Consider the following 18,272-nt stretch of genomic DNA (forward strand, 5'->3'; position numbering starts at 1 on the left):
AGCCACTAGAAAATCCGGTTCAGCCCGTTCAGCGCTGCTACCCGATAGGCTTCTGCCATAGTCGGGTAGTTGAACGTGGTATTGATGAAGTAGTTTAGCGAGTTTGCGTCACCTTTCTGATTCATGATGGCCTGGCCGATGTGAACAATCTCTGCAGCTTGGTCACCAAAACAGTGAATACCCAAAATTTCACGGGTTTCACGGTGGAACAGAATTTTCAGCATGCCCACCGGCTCCCCGGTAATCTGCGCCCGCGCCAGGTCCTTGAAGAACGCTTGGCCCAGTTCGTAGGGCACTTTTGCCTCAGTCAGTTCGCGCTCGGTTTTGCCCACCGAACTGATTTCTGGAATGGTATAAATGCCGGTTGGCACATCTGACACAAAGCGGAAGTAATCGTCTTGAACAATGTCAGAGGAGGCAGACCGGCCCTGGTCATAAGCGGCACTGGCCAGGCTGGGCCAGCCAATAACATCTCCGACGGCATAGATGTTTTCTACCTCGGTGCGGTAATGGTTGTCTACCGCCAGTTGGCCGCGGCCATTGGCCTGTAAACCAATGTTTTCCAACGCCAGTTTGTCAGTGTTACCGGTGCGACCGTTACACCACAGGAACGCATCCGCCCGAATTTTCTTACCGGATTTAAGAGACAGCACCACGCCGTGATCGTCGCCATCTACAGATTCGTATTCTTCATTGTGCCGCACCAGAACGCCGTTGTTGCGCAGGTGATAACTCAGGGCGTCAGAAATATCGTCGTCCAGGAAAGTCAGCAAGCGGCTGCCCGGATTGATTAAATCCACTTTTACGCCAAGCCCGGCGAAGATAGAGGCGTACTCCGAACCAATCACCCCTGCCCCATAAATAATTAAGGTGCGCGGCGTGTGGGACAGGCTTAGAACGGTGTCTGAATTGTAAATGCGGTGATGACGGAAGTTCAAATCTGGCGGCAAATAGGGGCGCGAGCCCGAAGCAATAATCGCTTGCTTGAAGTGCAGGGTTTCCACGCCTTTGCTGCCGCGTACTTCCAGCTCGTTTTTATCAACAAACGAGGCGCTGCCGTTGACCAGATCAATACGGTTGCGGGAATAGAATTGGGTGCGCTGTTTAACCTGCGTGCCAATCACTTTTTGAGCATTCTGCAAAACACGCGGAAACGAGAACCAGCGCGGCTCGCCGATATCGCGGAACATTTGATTGGTGTTAAAGGTGATGATCTGCTTGACCGAGTGGCGCAGGGCTTTTGAAGGAATGGTACCCCAGTGGGTACAGTTGCCGCCTACGGTGTTTTTGTCTTCAACAATGGCTACGCGCTTGCCGTTTTTCGTTGCGTTCATCGCAGCACCTTCGCCGGACGGTCCGGCGCCGATAACCACTACGTCGTAATGATGCTCTGGCATACCCGCCATAACTCCTTATCTGGGTCGCAAATTGTGTGTTATTGTCTGTTTTCGCTCAGTTTTTAGGGCGAGTGGCATCGTAGCCCAGACTGCTATCTGCTTCGCCATCAACGCGCTCGCTGTTTTCTTCACATTTCTGGGTGTTGCCGCCGCATAACTCGCAAGAAGAACTGATGCCCAGCGCGCCAATGCCACCACAGGTACCACTGATCGGTTTACGACCAAAAATAACACCCACCGACATGCCCGCTACCAGCAGAATCACAATAAAAAACACCAGAATAAAAGTACCCATGCTGTTCTCCCGCTACTGGGTTATAAAAGATGAAAATGCCGGTGTGTAGTGGGTTTCAAACCCCGTCTCACCGCGCACTATAAAATAAGCCGGTATGTTCTGGCGGACAGCCAACGCCATGGCATCCTCGAACCCCATCACAGTAAAGCCGGTGGCCAGAGCGTCAGCGCGCATACAGTTTTCCGCAATCACGGTGACCGACGCCAGGTTGTGGGTAATCGGTTTACCGGTTTGTGGATCCAGTGTATGGGAATAGCGCTGTCCGTTAAATTCGTAATAGTTACGATAGTCACCGGAAGTAGCCAGGGCACGATGGTTCCGGGTGCTATCCACGGCTGAGTCTCCGTCCACCACTCCACCCAACGCAACGATGCGATTCACCTGCTCTGCGGCATCTCCGGGTGTTTCGATGGCCAAGCGCCAGGCAGAACCATCGGGCTTGCGCCCTCCAACACTGACTTCACCGCCAATTTCCACCAGATAACCGCTGATGCCTTCTGCGGCCAAATAGCGGGCGACTTCGTCAACGCCAAAGCCTTTGGCAATGGCACTCAAATCCAGATACTGCGCTTCACTGGTGCGTATGCCCGGGGGCTGGTCGCGCAGCTCGATTTTTTCATGACCGGTGCGGTTCAATATTCTGGCCAACGTGGCCTCGTCTGGCACTTTGTCTGGCCGCGAATCCGGGCCAAAACCCCATAGATTGACGACAGGGCCTATGGTGACATCAAAGGCGCCGTCAGTGAGTGCTGACACCGCTTCCGCTTCCAGCAGGACGGTGTATAAGGGTGCTGACAACGCGGTCCAATCGGACTGGTCTGGCAGCGCGTTGAAGCGTGACAGTTCGGAATCTTCGCGCCAGGTAGACATAGCTGCATCTACGCCGTCCAGAGCCTGCTCAATGCCGCCGGCAAGCTGTTGAAGCCGAACCTGGTCGTCTTCCATCACCACACTGATGTGGTAACGAGTGCCAAAGATCGGCCCGGAGATTTCCCAGATCTGTTGTTCCGGCTTAAACGAACAACCCGCCAGGGCCGCCACAACCAGTGCAAAAAACACACTGTTCATGACCGCCCGGGCGGGTTTAACCATATTGAATAGCATCGGGATTTTACTAGCCTCCTGTATCAGCCACCGAAGTCATCCAGCATGATGTTTTCATCTTCTACGCCCAGATCTTTCAGCATCTTGATAACCGATGCGTTCATGATGGGCGGCCCGCACATGTAAAACTCGCAGTCTTCGGGTGCCGGGTGATCTTTCAGGTAGTTTTCAAACAGCACATTGTGGATAAATCCGGTGTCACCACTCCAGTCGTCGTTTGGCTGGGGGTCAGACAAAGCCACGTGCCACACAAAATTATCATTTTCTTTGGCCAGGCCGTCAAAGTCTTCGACGTAGAACATTTCCCGTACGCTACGCGCGCCATACCAGAAACTGATCTTGCGCTTGGAGTTCAGACGTTTGAGCTGGTCAAAAATGAGGGAGCGCATAGGTGCCATACCGGCACCGCCACCCACAAACACCATTTCCGCATCGGTCTTCTTGGCAAAGAACTCACCGAACGGACCCATTACTGTCATCTTATCGCCGAGTTTCAAATCAAACACAAAGCTCGACATGATTCCCGGGTTGTGGTCAGTGCCCGGAGGTGGCGTAGCGATACGGATGTTAAACTTCAGTACGCCCTTCTCTTCCGGGTAGTTGGCCATGGAGTAAGCACGGATCGTGTCCTCCTTGTTAATGGCCTTGTAGCGCCAAATATCGTGCTTGTTCCAATCTTCACGGAACTCTTCTTCGATCGCAAATTCCTTGAAGTCGATTTCGTATGCCGGGCACTCCAGCTGCACGTAACCACCCGCACGGAAGGCGACTTCTTCGCCCTCTGGCAACTTCAGAACCAGTTCTTTAATAAAGGTGGCCTGGTTGTGGTTGCTCACCACTTCGCATTCCCACTTCTTAACACCGAAGAACTCTTCCGGCACTTCAATTTTCATGTCTTGCTTTACCGGAACCTGACACGACAGGCGCCAGCCTTCTTTTTCTTCCCGGTTGGTGAAGTGGGTCTTTTCGGTGGCCAACATAGCGCCGCCGCCTTCAAAAACCTTGCACTTGCACTGGGCGCAGGTTCCGCCCCCGCCACAGGCAGACGACAAAAAAATACCGCTGCCGGACAATGTGTTCAGCAGCTTTCCACCGGCTTCGGTTTTCACCGTGTGCTCGGGGTCGTCGTTAATTTCAATGGTCACATCACCGGTACTGACCAACTGGGAACGGGCCGCGAGAATAATCGCAACCAGCGCCAAAACAATCACGGTGAACATGACTACGCCGAGAATAATTTCTGTATTCATGATCTCGCCTTTTCGTTTATCCGAATCACCGGGTGAATTACAGGGAGATGCCGGAGAAAGACATAAAGCCCAATGACATCAAACCGACAGTAATAAAGGTTATGCCCAAGCCCCGCAGGCCTTCCGGTACGTCGCTGTACTTGAGTTTTTCCCGAATGCCGGCCAAAGCCACAATCGCCAGTGCCCAGCCTACGCCGGCACCGAAACCGTACACCACACTCTCGCCGAAGGTGTAGTCACGCTCTACCATGAACAGAGCCGCACCCAAAATGGCGCAGTTCACGGTAATAAGCGGTAGAAAAACCCCAAGTGCGGCATATAGCGCCGGTATGTACTTATCCAGAACCATTTCCATGATCTGCACAATCGCAGCGATTACACCAATGTACGTAATCAATCCCAAAAAGCTCAGGTCTGTGTTGGGCAATCCGGCCCAAGACAACGCACCTTCACGCAGGATGTTGTTGTAGATCAGGTTATTCACTGGCACGGTGAGTGTCAGAACCACCACCACGGCAATACCCAAGCCCGTTGCGGCTTCGATTTTCTTGGAGATCGCCAGGAAGGTACACATGCCCAGAAAGAAGGCCAAAGCCATGTTTTCAACGAAAATAGCCTTAATCAGCAGACTGATGTAGTGTTCCATCAGAAGGCCTCCTTATGGGTGTGGCGGGACATTTTGAAGTCTGCCTCTTCCACTTGCTCGGGTTTCCAGGCGCGCAGGGCCCAGATTGCCAAGCCAATAATAAAGAACGCGCTCGGCGGCAACAGCAGCAGCCCGTTGGGGACGTACCAACCGCCCTGACTGACCGGCACCATCAAGGTAACGCCAAACAGCGAACCGGCGCCCAGCAGTTCACGGAAGAAGGCAACAAACAGCAGCATAACCGAATAGCCCAAACCGTTACCGATGCCGTCCAGGAAACTCAGCCAGGGGCCGTTCTTCATGGCGAAACCTTCAGCGCGGCCCATCACGATGCAGTTGGTAATAATCAGACCAACGAATACCGACAGTTGCTTCGACACTTCATAGGCGTACGCCTTCAGCAACTGATCTACCACAATAACCAAAGAGGCAATGATGGTCATTTGAGCAATGATGCGGATGCTGTTCGGAATCTGCGCCCGGACCAGTGATACCGCTAAGTTGGAAAACGCGGTGACCGCAGTAACGGAAAGACACATAACGATGGTCACGTTCATGCTGGTGGTCACCGCCAGCGCAGAACAGATACCCAGAATCTGTAATCCGATTGGATTATTATTGAAAATCGGTTCAAACAGAACTTGTTTCGCGGTGATTTCGGACATGATCAGACCTCCCCTTCACGAAGTTTCTTGAGGAACGCCGCGTAGCCACGATCACCCATCCAATAATTCACCAGATGCTCTACACCGCGACTGGTCAAGGTGGCACCGGAAAGCGCGTCCACTTTGTGTTGCTTGTTCGCGGTATTGGCATCAACACCGCCTTTTACCAGGCGGATCTGTGGCTCGGTTTTGTTTTCGTCGTAAAGCTGCTTGCCCACCCACTGGGACTTCCAGCGCGGGTTATCCACCTCACCACCCAGGCCCGGCGTTTCCGCGTGGGCGTAAAAGCCCAAACCTTCGATGGTGTTCAAGTCGCCCTCAAGGGATACAAAGCCATACAGAGTAGACCACAAACCATAACCGTGAACCGGCAGTACAACGCGCTTCACCTCGTCGCCTTCGCGCAGCAGATAGACCTTGGCTACGTTAGGGCGACGCTTTATGCCCGCCAGGTCTTCCTTGGGAGGAATCTTGGTGGACATATCCGGGTTAGACGCGGCCTTGTACATGTCGTACTTCATCGGGTCTTGCACATTGACCGCTTCAGGCTCAACAAAGGCGCCAGAATCCAAATCTACCAGGCGAACATCAAAGCGGGTGAAGATATCTTCGATCTGCTCGGCACTGGCGGCTTCCGGTAACATGCCCGAGGCCGCCAGAATATTGGTTTTAATGTCCAGGTTCTGATTTTTGATCTGTGCCGGGCGCAGCAATACTGCGGCGGTCGACACGATCACTGAAAACACGATACTCAGGACCAAAGCGACCATTAACGTTCTGGAGACTGTTTCTTTAACTTTAGCCACGAGCGAGCCTCCGTTTGACATTGGCCTGAACAACGTAGTGGTCCATCAGCGGGGCAAACAGGTTGGCGAACAGAATCGCCAACATGATGCCTTCGGGGAAGGCCGGGTTTACGACACGTATCAGAATGGTCATCACGCCCACCAGAATGCCGAAGCACCAGCGGCCGGTGTGGGTCATGGCAGACGACACCGGGTCCGTCGCCATAAACATCATGCCGAAGGCAAAACCACCAATCACCAGATGCCAGTACGCCGGCACGGCAAACATGGGATTCGTTTCTGACCCCACCACATTCATTAGCAACGAGGTGGCAATCATGCCTAGCAATACGCCCCCAACAATACGGTAAGAGGCTATTTTCATGATCAGCAGCACAGCGCCACCTGCCAGCACAGCCAGGGTCGAGGTTTCACCCATAGAGCCCTGAATGGTGCCCATGAACGCGTTCGCCCAACCAATCTGGCTTTCCAGAGCTTCAACACCGCCGCTGGCAGCCCAGCTCAGAGATGTCGCACCACTAAAACCGTCGACCGCTGTCCATACCGTATCGCCGGAAATCTGCGCCGGGTAGGCGAAGTACAGGAAAGCACGGCCGGTCAGCGCCGGGTTGAGGAAGTTTTTGCCGGTTCCGCCAAACACTTCTTTGCCGATCACAATACCAAAGGTAATGCCTAAAGCCACTTGCCACAAAGGCACGGTAGGCGGGCAAATCAGCGCAAACAAAATCGAGGTTACGAAAAAACCCTCGTTGATTTCATGGCGACGCACGGTGGCAAACATCACTTCCCAGAACCCGCCGACAACAAAGGTCACCGCGTAGATGGGAATAAAGTAGGCCATACCGTAGATGAAATTATCCAGCAGGCCAGCACCCGCGCCGGTTACCGCCAAAGCGTTGATAAACGCGGTGCGTAAGCCGCCGTCTCCGATCAAAGCCTCCGGATTGGTGGCCAGGTAGCTGTTGGCCTGAAAGCCGATGTTCCACATACCGAAGAACATCGCCGGGAAGGTGCACAGCCACACCGTGATCATGATGCGTTTCAGGTCAATGCCATCGCGCACATGAGAGGTGGATTTGGTGACCGAACTGGGCGAGTAAAAAATGGTGTCTACCGCTTCGTAGAGCGCGTACCAACGCTCGTGACGACCACCTTTCTCAAAATGATGCTCGATTCCGTCGAGAAACTGTCGGATAGCCATAACTTAGCCCTCGATCTCGATGCGGGTCAGGTTCTCTCGGAGAATTGGCCCGTATTCATATTTACCCGGACACACGAAGGTGCACAGAGCCAGATCTTCTTCATCCAGTTCCAGAGCGCCCAGTTTCTGGGCCATTTCCGTGTCACCGACAATTAACGCCCGCAACAGCTGGGTTGGCAATATGTCTAACGGCATGACGCGCTCGTAAGCGCCCACCGGAACCATCGCTCGTTCGCTGCCGTTGGTGCTGGTATTGAAGTTGAATCGCTTGCCACCGGTCAGTTTTGACAGGTAGATGTTCAGTGTCGAGAATTTATTCACGCCCGGCGACAGGTAGGCCATGAAGTGCCGGCTATTGCCTTCAGCCAGCACCGACACCTGGTTGGCGAAACGCCCTAAATAGGCGCAGGCACCTTCGGCCCGTCGGCCGCCAAACACTGACCCCGATATCGGGCGCAGTTCGCAGTCGGTTTCGGTTTCGCCATCCAACAATTCAACCAGACTCGCTCCTAAACGTGTACGAACCAGGCGAGGTTTCAGAGCTTTAGGACCTCCAATTGCGACAACGCGTTCAATCGGAAGTTCACCGGTGACGAACAGCTTGCCGATATCGATCACGTCCTGATAATTCACCGACCACACAGTTTTGCTGAGCGATACCGGGTCCAGGTGATGAATATGGGTACCTACGTTACCGGCCGGGTGAACGCCGTCACACTGATTGACTTCAATGGCATCAGACTTGGGCACTGCCACGTTTGAGCCAGGCTTACCTGTTACAAACACCTTGCCGGCGGTCAGCTTGGCAATAATGCTCAGGCCGTTTTCAAAGGCCTTGCTGTGTTCGGCAATGATAATAGTAGGGTCTGCGGCCAGCGGGTTGGTATCCATCACCGACACAAAGATTGAATGAGGCGCGGAGTCAATAGCCGGCACTTTGCTGTACGGACGCGTTACCAGCGTCGCCCACAACCCGGATTCCACTAGGTTATCAACAACCTGCTGGCGTTCCAGGCCCGCAATATCGGCATCGCTGTAACACGCGAAGGTTTCCGCCTCGTTGCCATCAATTTCGATGACAATCGACTGGAAAACCCGACGGTCACCACGGTTGATTTCTTTCACCACGCCCGCTGCCGGTGAGGTGTAACGAACGCCTTCGGTCTTCTTATCCGTAAACAGCAGCGTGCCGCGTTTAACGCGATCCCCTTCCTTTACAACCATCGTCGGCTTCATGCCGTTGTAGTCAAAGCCGACAAGTGCCACGTGGCGAATCGGTTTGCCGTCGGTGATGGTCTGTTCGGGGACGCCGCTGATGGGAAGATCCAGGCCTTTTGTGATCTTTATCATTAGCCTCATCCAATCATCATAAACTATTCGATGTATTTACCACGCCAGACGCATTACCTCGACCTCCCTGCACATACCTCACCGGTTTGGTGTTAAGTGGCTTGCCGTAAGGCGGTTGGCGTTACGCCAGCACAGACCGGTGGCAGAGGAAGGATAAGAAGCGGGCGTCAGACATAACCAAAATCGCGCTTATTATAGAGAGTCGGGGCCGGCATTTCCACCGCAAAGGCCCACCAGTTTGTTGCTCTAAGTAAAGAGGGTGTGTTTGTACCGCGCCACAAAAAAACCCCATCAGCAAAAACTGAAGGGGCTTTTATTCACTCATCAGGCAATTACCTCAGAGCCAGCACGACCAACTCAGCCGCGGACACGCTTGGGAAAAATAGGGTAGTTGATGCCGGCCATCTGGCTAACAACCCTTATAACCTGTGCGCTGTAGCCGAATTCATTGTCGTACCAAACGTACAGAATCAGGCGTTTTCCGGCAGCAATCGTTGCTTGGGCATCCACAATACCGGCGTGGCGCGAGCCAACAAAATCGGTCGATACCACTTCTGTGGAGTTTACATAGTCAATCTGCTTTTGCAGTTCGGAGTGCAGCGCTATGTCACGCAGGTATTCGTTAACGCTTTCTACATCCACGTCTGTTTTCAGATTCAGGTTCAGAATCGCCATGGAAACGTTAGGCGTGGGCACACGAATGGCGTTACCCGTCAGCTTGCCTTTCAATTCTGGCAGCGCCTTTGACACCGCCTTGGCGGCGCCGGTCTCGGTAATTACCATGTTCAGCGGCGCACTGCGGCCACGGCGACTGCCTTTGTGGTAGTTGTCGATCAGGTTCTGGTCGTTGGTGTAAGAGTGCACCGTTTCTACGTGGCCATCTTCAATGCCGTATTCGTCGTAGATAGCCTTCAGCACCGGGGTAATGGCGTTGGTGGTGCACGAGGCGGCCGACAGAATTTTGTCGTCGTCGGTAATCCAGTCGTTATTGATTCCGTAAACAATATTCTTAATGTCACCTTTGCCCGGCGCGGTCAGCATCACGCGGCTGACGCCTTTGGATTTCAGGTGCAGACCCAGGCCTTCTTCATCGCGCCACATGCCGGTGTTATCGATCACAATGGCATTCTTGATGCCGTACCGGGTGTAGTCCACCTGGTCTGGCCCGGCGGAGTAAATCACTTTAATAAAGTTGCCGTTGGCGATCAGCGCGGAGTTTTCCGCGTCAACGCTAATAGTGCCATTAAAGGGGCCGTGAACGGAGTCGCGGCGCAGCAGGCTGGCACGCTTTTCCAGATCGTTGTCGGCACCGCCATGACGCACAACGATGGCACGCAAACGCAGGTTGTTACCGCCACCGGCTTTTTCAATCAGAATACGGGCCAACAAGCGGCCGATACGGCCAAAACCGTAAAGCACTATGTCTTTGGTGTCGTTTTGGGCGTCTTCTTCCGACTGGGAAGCGTACAAACCCGCGATGGTTCCGATTTCCTGCGTAAGAAACTCGTTCAGATCACCACCAAGGGCACGGAATTTGACCGCCAGCTTGCCGATGTCTACGTGGCCACGCCCCAGCTCCATGGCGTCCATCGCCTGAAGAATGGGTAGGGTGTCATGTACCGACAGCTCGCTGTCTTCTACCTGACGCACATAGCGGTGGGCGCGAATGATATCAATCACTGACTGGTTGATCACCGAGCGGCCGTAAACCGACGTGACAACATTGTTGCGGCGGTACAGGCGTCCAATTAGCGGGATCATGGCTTCGGCGGTAGATTCGCGCTCTGTCCAGTTCGACAGGTGCTGGTGGATCTGTTTGTGGCTCACGGTTTAGGACCTCTGGATAGAAACGTTTTGGGCATGCAAAGTAAACATGAGAAAAATCAGGTTACGTATTATCCAATTTAACGCCGCCTACGGCAAATCCAACGCCCGTTTTTACATCCACTCGACCCCTCCTGCACTGCAGCGGTAGAATGGCCAGCTTATTTACCGGCTCTCGAATTCGAAAAAGGCACATTTTCCAACATGACCAGCACTACCCTGCTCGCCCCGGAATTCCCAAAAAAGCCTGCCGATCATCGTGTCTGGGGTCAGCTTCATGGCAGCAGTGACGCTCTGGCAGTTTGTGAAAGCGCGCGCAACCATCAGGGGTTGACCCTGGTGATCACCCGCAGCACCGCCGATGCCATCCGTCTGGAACAGGCAATGCGGTTTTTTCTGGGCCTACCAGCGGAAGAAGACGGCCCGGCCATAAGCGCCGATGGTCTGGAATTACTGTCGCTGCCAGACTGGGAAACCCTGCCTTACGACCAGTTTTCGCCCCATCAGGATATTATTTCCCGCCGCATTCGCACCTTGCACCGCCTGCCCTCTACCGCACACGGCGTGCTTGTTGTACCTGCGCGCACCCTGATGCACCGGTTACCGCCGGTGAACTACTTGCAGGGCAACACCCTGCTATTGAAAGTTGGCCAGTCGCTGGACATCAGCAGCTGGCGCTTGCAGCTCGAAGCGGCCGGCTACCGCTATGCCGACAACGTCTACGAGCACGGTGAGTACGCGGTGCGGGGGGCCATTCTGGATATTTTCCCCATGGGCGCCAGCCAGCCCTACCGCATTGATTTGTTCGACAACGAAATTGAAACCCTGCGCACCTTTGACCCGGACACCCAGCGCTCGGTCGATCGCATCCAGCAGGTGGAACTGCTGCCGGCGTTTGAATTCCCCTGGGACAAACAAGCCCGTTCGGCGTTTCGCGGGCGCTGGTTCGAGCAATTCCCCAGCGCAGACAAAAGCGCGCCTGTGTATCAGGACGTCAGTCAGGGCATCACTTCGCCAGGCATTGAATATTATTTGCCGCTATTTTTTGATGCCACTGCCACGCTTTTTGATTACCTGCCGGCCAGTACCCGGGTGTTCACCGCCGACGGTCTGAACGAATCGGTGCAGCAGTTCGACAGCGAAACCCGCAACCGTTATGAAGATCGCCGCCACGACCGCGTGCGGCCAATCATGCCGCCGGCCCAGCTGTTTTTGCAGCAGGACGAGCTGTTCGGGCTGCTCAAGCAGTTTCCACGGGTAACCACACGCACAGCCACCGACGACGGCAACGGCAGCGTGAACTGCGCCGCTCGCGAACTGCCAGACATAGCCATGGACGGGCGCGCAGCAGACCCTGCCGGGCGCTTAAAACGGTTCATCAGCGAATTCGGCGGCCGCATTCTGATTTGTGCCGAATCGTCTGGCCGGCGCGAAGCGCTGATCGACAATCTGGCCCAACAATCCCTGCAGCTTCAGGCGCTGGACGGCTGGCAAAGTTTTCTGGATAGCCCGAAATGCAGCTTGGGCATTACCATCGCGCCTATGGAGCAGGGCTTGGTGCTGCCAGACCGGCAACTGGCGCTGATCACCGAAACGGCTCTTTTCGGTGATCGGGTGCTGCAGCGCAGGCGCCGGGAAAAGCCCACTGAGCTGAACGACGACGGCTACCGCGACCTTTCGGAACTGCGTATCGGCTCGCCGGTGGTGCATATTGACCACGGTGTGGGCCGCTATCAGGGTTTGGAAACCATCACCGTGGAAGGAGAAGCCAGCGAATTTCTGATGCTGGGATACGCTGGCAGCTCCAAGCTGTATGTTCCTGTGTCCAGCCTGCATCTGATTTCACGTTACGCCGGCAGCGACACCGAACACGCGCCGCTGCACAAGCTGGGCACCGATCGCTGGAACACCGCTAAAAAGAAAGCTCTGGAAAAAATCCGTGATACCGCCGCTGAGCTGCTAGACGTGTATGCCCGCCGCGAAGCCCGCAAAGGCTTCAGCTTTGATAACCCGCAGGAAGCCTATCGCACCTTTGCAGCAGGTTTCCCGTTCGAGGAAACGCCAGACCAAGAGGTGGCCATTCAGGCAGTTCTGGAAGACATGACCAGTGAACGCCCGATGGATCGTTTGGTTTGCGGCGATGTGGGCTTTGGCAAAACCGAAGTGGCCATGCGCGCCGCGTTTGTGGCGACCTGGTCTGGCAAACAGGTGGCGGTGCTGGTGCCCACGACGTTGCTGGCGCAGCAACATTATGAATCTTTCCGCGACCGCTTCTCGGATACCGCCGTTAATATAGAGCTGCTCAGCCGCTTTCGCAGTGGCAGCCAGACCAATAAAGCGCTGGAGGCCATGGAAAACGGCAAAGCCGATATTGTTATTGGCACCCACAAACTGCTGCAAGGCAACATTCGGTTCAAGAATCTGGGTTTGGTGATTATTGACGAAGAGCACCGCTTTGGCGTGCAACAGAAAGAAAAGTTAAAGGCGTTGCGGGCCGAAGTAGACATGCTCAATCTGACCGCCACACCCATTCCCCGCACCCTGAATATGGCCATGGGCCACCTGCGTGACCTGTCCATCATTGCAACACCACCGGCGCGGCGGCTGTCGGTAAAAACCTTTGTGCGCCAGCGCGACGAACCCATGGTGAAAGAAGCGATTTTGCGGGAAATCCTGCGTGGCGGTCAGGTGTACTTTCTGCACAATAACGTGACCAGCATCGAAAAAACCGCGGCAGACCTGCGCCAATTGATTCCCGAAGCCCGCGTTGGCGTGGCCCACGGCCAGATGCGCGAACGCGATCTGGAACAGATCATGACGGACTTTTATCACAAGCGCTTCAACGTGCTGGTGTGTACCACCATCATTGAAACCGGCATAGACGTGCCCACCGCCAACACCATTATTATCGAGCGCGCGGATAAATTCGGTCTGGCCCAGCTGCACCAGTTGCGAGGCCGGGTGGGCCGTTCCCACCATCAAGCCTACGCTTACCTGCTCACGCCGCCACCGAAAGCCATCAGCTCCGATGCAAAAAAGCGCCTGGAGGCCATTTCTGAAGCCCAGGATTTGGGCGCCGGTTTTATGCTGGCCACCCAAGACCTCGAAATCCGCGGCGCCGGCGAACTGCTGGGCGAGGAACAGAGCGGGCAGATTGAAAGCATTGGCTTTACCCTCTACATGCAACTGCTGGACGAAGCGGTAAAGGCCATTCGCGAAGGCCGTACACCCAACGCAGAGCTGCCACTGAGTCACGGCACCGAAATGAATTTGCGCATCCCGGCGCTGATTCCGGACGATTACCTGCCAGACGTTCATAACCGGCTGATGCTGTATAAACGCATCGCCAGCGTTTCCAATGATGAACAATTAAAAGAACTTCAGGTAGAAATGATTGACCGCTTTGGATTACTGCCGCAACCGGCCAAAAACCTGATGCGCCAGGCGGCGCTGCGTATGCGCGCCGAGGCCCTGGGCGTAATCAAAGTAGACGCTGGCAAGGAATGGGCGCGACTGGAATTTGGCAACAGCACCAGCGTAGACCCGCTGGCGCTGATTAAGAAAGTGCAATCCGACCCCGGTGAGTATCGCCTGGAAGGCGCCAACAGTTTCCGTTTCCGGCTGAACGACACCTCAACCGGTGGTAAGCTTGATGGCATTGCCGCTATGTTCGATGAACTGGCACCGGCCAAATCCTCAGGCCGGCCCCGATGACTGTTGGAGAAACTGACTTGCGTAAACACCCGAGCTCACCTTTTACGATGGCCGCGCTGATTCTTTTGACACTGGTAGTGAGCGCGCCTCTGGCTCAAGCCAGCGACCGGTACCGCGCGGAATTCGTGATTCTGGAACGCATTATTGCGCCTGAAAATCTGGTCGAGAATATGAGCGGGCAAACGGTCACCCCCACGCCGGTTATTAACAAGGCGCTTTGGCTAACACCTGAGGGCGGTGGACCGCGCAGCTCATTGGACCAGGTCAGCGGCCTGTATCTGGACAGCGCCGCCGCAAGGCTGACCAACAGCGGCCGTTTCCGCATTCTGGCCAAAGCCGGATGGCTCGAAGATTTTCCGCAGAACTACAGTGGCGAACGCCTGGCGGTGGCCGTTGGCGACTGGTTGCCCCAGGCGAGGCAGCGTGACGTGGAAGGTTATATAAAAATCGATCGCAAGCGCTTTTTGCACGTCGAAGCGCACCTGAACCACTGGCAAGATGCCGCCTCAGCAGCGCAGCCCGGCGCTCAGGCCGAACCGCAGCTACTGACCTGGATCCGTGAAACCCGCCGGATGCGCAGCAGCGAGATCCATTTTCTGGATTCCCCCACCATCGGCGTGCTGGTCTATTTCGCAAAAATCGAGGATTGAGCCGCTAGCACCCAAACACTGCTCAGGCTTTCGCCTGCAGGGCTCCAAGCCCGGCAACAGAAGCCTGTAGCAGAGTTTTCACGGCAACCATACCGTCATCAATCGCGCGCTGAATGTCCGCCATGGTGATCGCCGTGTCGGTTTTGCCTGCCGCATAATTGACCACCAGGCACAAGCTGACATAACGCATCCCCAACTCTGCTGCCAGGGCCGCTTCCGGCATGCCCGTCATACCCGCCAGATCACAGCCATCACGCTCCATACGGCGGACTTCCGCAGCAGTTTCCAGGCGTGGCCCCTGGGTGGCACCATAAACCCCGTGGCGGGAAAAGCTCAGTCCCAGACGCTCCGCTTGCTCAATCAAAATCGCTCGCGCCGGCTCGTTGTAGGGCCAGGTGAAATCAATGTGGGTGACGTTATCCAGTTCGCCCTCAAAAAACGTACCACTGCGGCCCCAAGTGTAATCAATCAGCTGATCCGGTATGGCTATGTGGGCCGGGCTCATATCACGACTTATGCCGCCCACAGCGTTAACGCCCACCAACGTGCGCACGCCGGCGTCAAAAAGCGCCTGAATATTGGCGCGGTAGTTAATCTGGTGAGGCGGTATGCGGTGTGGGTTACCGTGGCGGGCCAGAAACAGCACACCCTGCTGGCCCAACAGCCCACTGGTAAGTACTGAAGAAGGTGTACCCCAGGCGTTAGCCATGCTCCGCTCGCCGGTTATTTGTAAACCTTCGAGGGCCGTCAGGCCCGTGCCACCGATGATGCCAACGGGTTGCTCAACGAGGTTTTGCATGATGGCTCTCTACAGAATTCTCTTGGCTGGCGGTTTCTTCGCGGTCGTCGCGCAGAGAGCGCTCACCGGCCTCGTTACCGGTATCGTCGCGACCCTGGTCACGATCGAAATTGTGTTCCAAATGCTTCAGCTTAACGCTATCAGCGATGTGCAGCGTCTGGGTCGGGAACGCCACTTCGGCCCCATGGCCAACAATGATGTCGCTGATTTTCAGCAGCACGTCCTGCTTCACTTCGTGATACTTCACCCACTCGCGGGTTTTTGTGAAGGTATACACCATAATGTCCAGCGTGGAGTGGTTGAACGCCAGAAAATTCACAATCAGAGTTTGCCTGGTTTCGATCTCGTCGTGATTTTGCAGCATCGAGCGTATGTCGCTAACAATGTCCTGTACGCGGTCTATATCTTCATAACGCACGCCAATCGTTTCACTGATTCTGCGGTGAGACATACGTGACGGATTTTCTACCGCAATGGTGGTAAACGTAGCGTTGGGTACGTAAAGCGGGCGTTTATCGAAAGTACGGATGGTGCACATACGCCAGCCAATCTGCTCCACCGTGCCCTCAATATTGCGATCTGGCGAGCGTATCCAATCGCCGACCTTGAACGGGCGATCGAGGTGGATAATAAAACCGCCAAAAAAGTTGGCCAACAGATCTTTGGCGGCAAAACCGATGGCAATACCACCCACGCCGCCGAACGCCAGTACCCCGGAAATGCTGTAGCCCAGGGTTTGCAAGGCGATCAGTACGGCGGTAATGATGACAACCATTCGCGACAATTTGCTGATGGCGTTAACCGTGGTGTAATCCATCGGTTTATTCATTTTAACCGGCGACACTAACACCTGCTCAATCTGTTTGATCAGGCCCAACACAGCCCAGCTCACCACCCAGATGAAGCCAATTTCAAGCACGGCATCGTTGGCGGTAAACACATCCGCCTCGGAATAGTAGTAAGCCACTTCCGCCGCCCAGTAAACGCCCTGCAACCAGATAAAAAACACCAGCGGCAAACGGATGGCGTGCAGTATGGCGTCGTCCCAGATGTTGCGGGTTTCAATAAACCTGCGTTCCATGGCGGCAATCACGCGGCTGGCAATGTAGGCCACCGTTGCGGTACCAAATACCAGGCCAAACACAATAAGGCCCACACGCCAGCCCGAAGATAACAACTCGAAGTGCTGCATCCAGCCATAAAAGGCCACTGTGCCTTCCTCAATCATGGAATCCCTCTTATGCAAAACGAAGAATGCGCCTGGCAGCTTTGCCGGTGCTCTGTACTAACAGGTTAAAATCGACGTACTAAAAAATGAACACTGGCATTCCCGGCTGTAATCGGGCAAACAGTGCCACCAGGTCTGCGTTACGCATGCGCACACAGCCGTGTGACAACGGGGTGCCCATCGGTTCGGTGTCAGGAGTGCCGTGAATGTATATAAAGCGGCGAAAAGTATCGACCCCGGGGCCGCGATTCACGCCCCACTGCCGGCCACACAGCCATACAATGCGCGACAGTATCCAGTCACGCTCGGGGTAACCAATGGCCAGTTCGGGGTGGTAGATTTCGCCGGTTGGGCGGCGGCCACGGAATACGCTGTTCAGTGGTTGCCCGGCGCCAATCATGACGCGAATATAATGTTGGCCCCGGGGCGTGCAGCCACTGCCATCACGTTCGCCGGTACCGTTACGCGCCGTAGACACCGAATAATCACCCGTGCACACAGAAGAGTCGTCAAACAATTGCAGACGCTGGCGGGCGATATCAATAAGCAGATGGCTGACAGCAGAATCACCGATAACCACAATAGGCTCCGTTCGGGCTTAGTGGCGACACTGGCTGATTACAACACAGCCAGTGATTCATGGTCGCAGGGCATAGGAGCCAGCATTGGGTCTTTCGCCTGCATGCCAGCCGCCAAAAACGGCACCAGACGCGCAGCAATTTCTTGCACGCTGGTCTCCACGCCCATCTTGTTGACCAGAATATCACGTAAAGCTTCGTTACTGGACATAGTGAAAGCGGTGGCCCCAAGCATAAACTGAATGCGCCAGTAGCGATCGACCGTAGAAAGCTCTGGCGTGGCTTCTTTCAACAAACCCATGAAGCGGCTGAAGGGTTCGCTGTATTCCTGCTCCAGAAATTTTCGCAAGTGCCCTTGCGACTGGGTATAAGCCAGGCCAAGAAGCCGCATGAAGATCGCTATGCCTCGCTCGCTGCGCTGGTGCATTCGCACTGCGCTTTCGGTCAGGGCCCGCAGGGTCTGATTTAACGTTGGCGCTTTGCCATTACAACTTTTTTCCAGATCGTCAAACGCAGCTTCGGCGGTGGCCGAAAAAGGTGTTAAAAAGCGAGCAAAAACTGCTTGTATCAGGGATTTTTTGGAGCCAAAATGATAATTCACGGCAGCAAGATTCACTTTTGCCCGGCTGGTGATCATCCGCAGCGATGTTTCAGCAAACCCGCGATCGGCGAACAACTCTTCCGCTGCGTCCAAAATGCGATCTACAGTATCTGATTGCGCCATTGTAAATCCTAATTCTAATAATATACGCGTTTTTAAACATA

16 protein-coding genes are annotated in these 18,272 nt (G+C 54.8%); 2 read left to right on the forward strand and 14 right to left on the reverse strand.

The window, feature by feature from the left end:
• Positions 1–5: 5 nt before the first annotated feature.
• From sthA to MELB17_RS03000, 10 genes are all read right to left on the reverse strand, one after another.
• On the reverse strand, positions 6–1,397 hold the full coding sequence (gene sthA, locus MELB17_RS02955; RefSeq protein ID WP_007348647.1) for a Si-specific NAD(P)(+) transhydrogenase: 1,392 nt from the start codon (positions 1,395–1,397) through the stop codon (positions 6–8).
• Between the two features lie 55 nt (positions 1,398–1,452).
• Positions 1,453–1,692 carry a (Na+)-NQR maturation NqrM gene (gene nqrM / locus MELB17_RS02960; RefSeq protein ID WP_007348648.1) on the reverse strand — a complete coding sequence of 80 codons (240 nt, stop codon included), beginning with the start codon at positions 1,690–1,692 and terminating at the stop codon, positions 1,453–1,455.
• Between the two features lie 12 nt (positions 1,693–1,704).
• Positions 1,705–2,796: an FAD:protein FMN transferase gene (locus MELB17_RS02965; protein WP_007348649.1), complete on the reverse strand. Its 1,092-nt coding sequence runs from the start codon at positions 2,794–2,796 to the stop codon at positions 1,705–1,707.
• Between the two features lie 23 nt (positions 2,797–2,819).
• Positions 2,820–4,046 carry an NADH:ubiquinone reductase (Na(+)-transporting) subunit F gene (nqrF, locus tag MELB17_RS02970; protein WP_007348650.1) on the reverse strand — a complete coding sequence of 409 codons (1,227 nt, stop codon included), beginning with the start codon at positions 4,044–4,046 and terminating at the stop codon, positions 2,820–2,822.
• A gap of 37 nt (positions 4,047–4,083) precedes the next feature.
• Positions 4,084–4,692 (reverse strand): NADH:ubiquinone reductase (Na(+)-transporting) subunit E, encoded by a 609-nt coding sequence (nqrE, locus tag MELB17_RS02975; RefSeq protein WP_007348651.1) that lies wholly within the window; start codon positions 4,690–4,692, stop codon positions 4,084–4,086.
• Positions 4,692–5,357: an NADH:ubiquinone reductase (Na(+)-transporting) subunit D gene (locus tag MELB17_RS02980; RefSeq protein ID WP_007348652.1), complete on the reverse strand. Its 666-nt coding sequence runs from the start codon at positions 5,355–5,357 to the stop codon at positions 4,692–4,694. The genes nqrE and MELB17_RS02980 overlap by 1 nt, the downstream gene beginning before the upstream one ends.
• Before the next feature lie 2 nt (positions 5,358–5,359).
• The gene (locus MELB17_RS02985; RefSeq protein WP_036183390.1) at positions 5,360–6,163 is read right to left on the reverse strand and encodes a Na(+)-translocating NADH-quinone reductase subunit C; all 804 of its coding nucleotides are present in this window, start codon (positions 6,161–6,163) and stop codon (positions 5,360–5,362) included.
• Positions 6,156–7,364 carry an NADH:ubiquinone reductase (Na(+)-transporting) subunit B gene (locus tag MELB17_RS02990; RefSeq protein WP_007348654.1) on the reverse strand — a complete coding sequence of 403 codons (1,209 nt, stop codon included), beginning with the start codon at positions 7,362–7,364 and terminating at the stop codon, positions 6,156–6,158. The genes MELB17_RS02985 and MELB17_RS02990 overlap by 8 nt, the downstream gene beginning before the upstream one ends.
• A gap of 3 nt (positions 7,365–7,367) precedes the next feature.
• Positions 7,368–8,714 carry a Na(+)-translocating NADH-quinone reductase subunit A gene (locus tag MELB17_RS02995; RefSeq protein ID WP_007348655.1) on the reverse strand — a complete coding sequence of 449 codons (1,347 nt, stop codon included), beginning with the start codon at positions 8,712–8,714 and terminating at the stop codon, positions 7,368–7,370.
• A gap of 357 nt (positions 8,715–9,071) precedes the next feature.
• A complete protein-coding gene (locus tag MELB17_RS03000; protein ID WP_007348656.1) occupies positions 9,072–10,541 on the reverse strand; it encodes a glyceraldehyde-3-phosphate dehydrogenase in 1,470 nt (489 codons plus the stop codon).
• A 201-nt stretch (positions 10,542–10,742) separates the two neighbouring features.
• On the opposite strand from MELB17_RS03000, the gene mfd reads away from it, so the two are divergent.
• Together mfd and MELB17_RS03010 are read left to right on the forward strand one after the other, a co-directional pair.
• A complete protein-coding gene (mfd, locus tag MELB17_RS03005; protein ID WP_007348657.1) occupies positions 10,743–14,252 on the forward strand; it encodes a transcription-repair coupling factor in 3,510 nt (1,169 codons plus the stop codon).
• On the forward strand, positions 14,249–14,902 hold the full coding sequence (locus MELB17_RS03010) for a CsiV family protein (protein WP_007348658.1): 654 nt from the start codon (positions 14,249–14,251) through the stop codon (positions 14,900–14,902). Before mfd ends, MELB17_RS03010 begins: the two co-directional genes overlap by 4 nt.
• Positions 14,903–14,924: 22 nt before the next feature.
• On the opposite strand, the gene MELB17_RS03015 is transcribed toward MELB17_RS03010, so the two are convergent.
• The 4 genes from MELB17_RS03015 to MELB17_RS03030 all read right to left on the reverse strand — a co-directional run bounded on the left by MELB17_RS03015 (position 14,925) and on the right by MELB17_RS03030 (position 18,231).
• Positions 14,925–15,701, reverse strand: coding sequence for an S-methyl-5'-thioinosine phosphorylase (locus tag MELB17_RS03015; RefSeq protein WP_007348659.1), 777 nt, complete (start codon positions 15,699–15,701; stop codon positions 14,925–14,927).
• Positions 15,685–16,929 (reverse strand): mechanosensitive ion channel family protein, encoded by a 1,245-nt coding sequence (locus MELB17_RS03020; RefSeq protein ID WP_007348660.1) that lies wholly within the window; start codon positions 16,927–16,929, stop codon positions 15,685–15,687. Before MELB17_RS03020 ends, MELB17_RS03015 begins: the two co-directional genes overlap by 17 nt.
• Positions 16,930–17,008: 79 nt before the next feature.
• Positions 17,009–17,509 carry a L,D-transpeptidase gene (locus MELB17_RS03025; RefSeq protein WP_007348661.1) on the reverse strand — a complete coding sequence of 167 codons (501 nt, stop codon included), beginning with the start codon at positions 17,507–17,509 and terminating at the stop codon, positions 17,009–17,011.
• 38 nt (positions 17,510–17,547) lie between these two features.
• Positions 17,548–18,231: a TetR/AcrR family transcriptional regulator gene (locus MELB17_RS03030; RefSeq protein WP_007348662.1), complete on the reverse strand. Its 684-nt coding sequence runs from the start codon at positions 18,229–18,231 to the stop codon at positions 17,548–17,550.
• Between the last annotated feature and the right edge of the window lie 41 nt (positions 18,232–18,272).

Origin of the sequence: Marinobacter sp. ELB17 (genome assembly GCF_000169375.1) — a bacterium.
In the GTDB taxonomy this organism is placed as follows: Bacteria; Pseudomonadota; Gammaproteobacteria; order Pseudomonadales; family Oleiphilaceae; genus Marinobacter.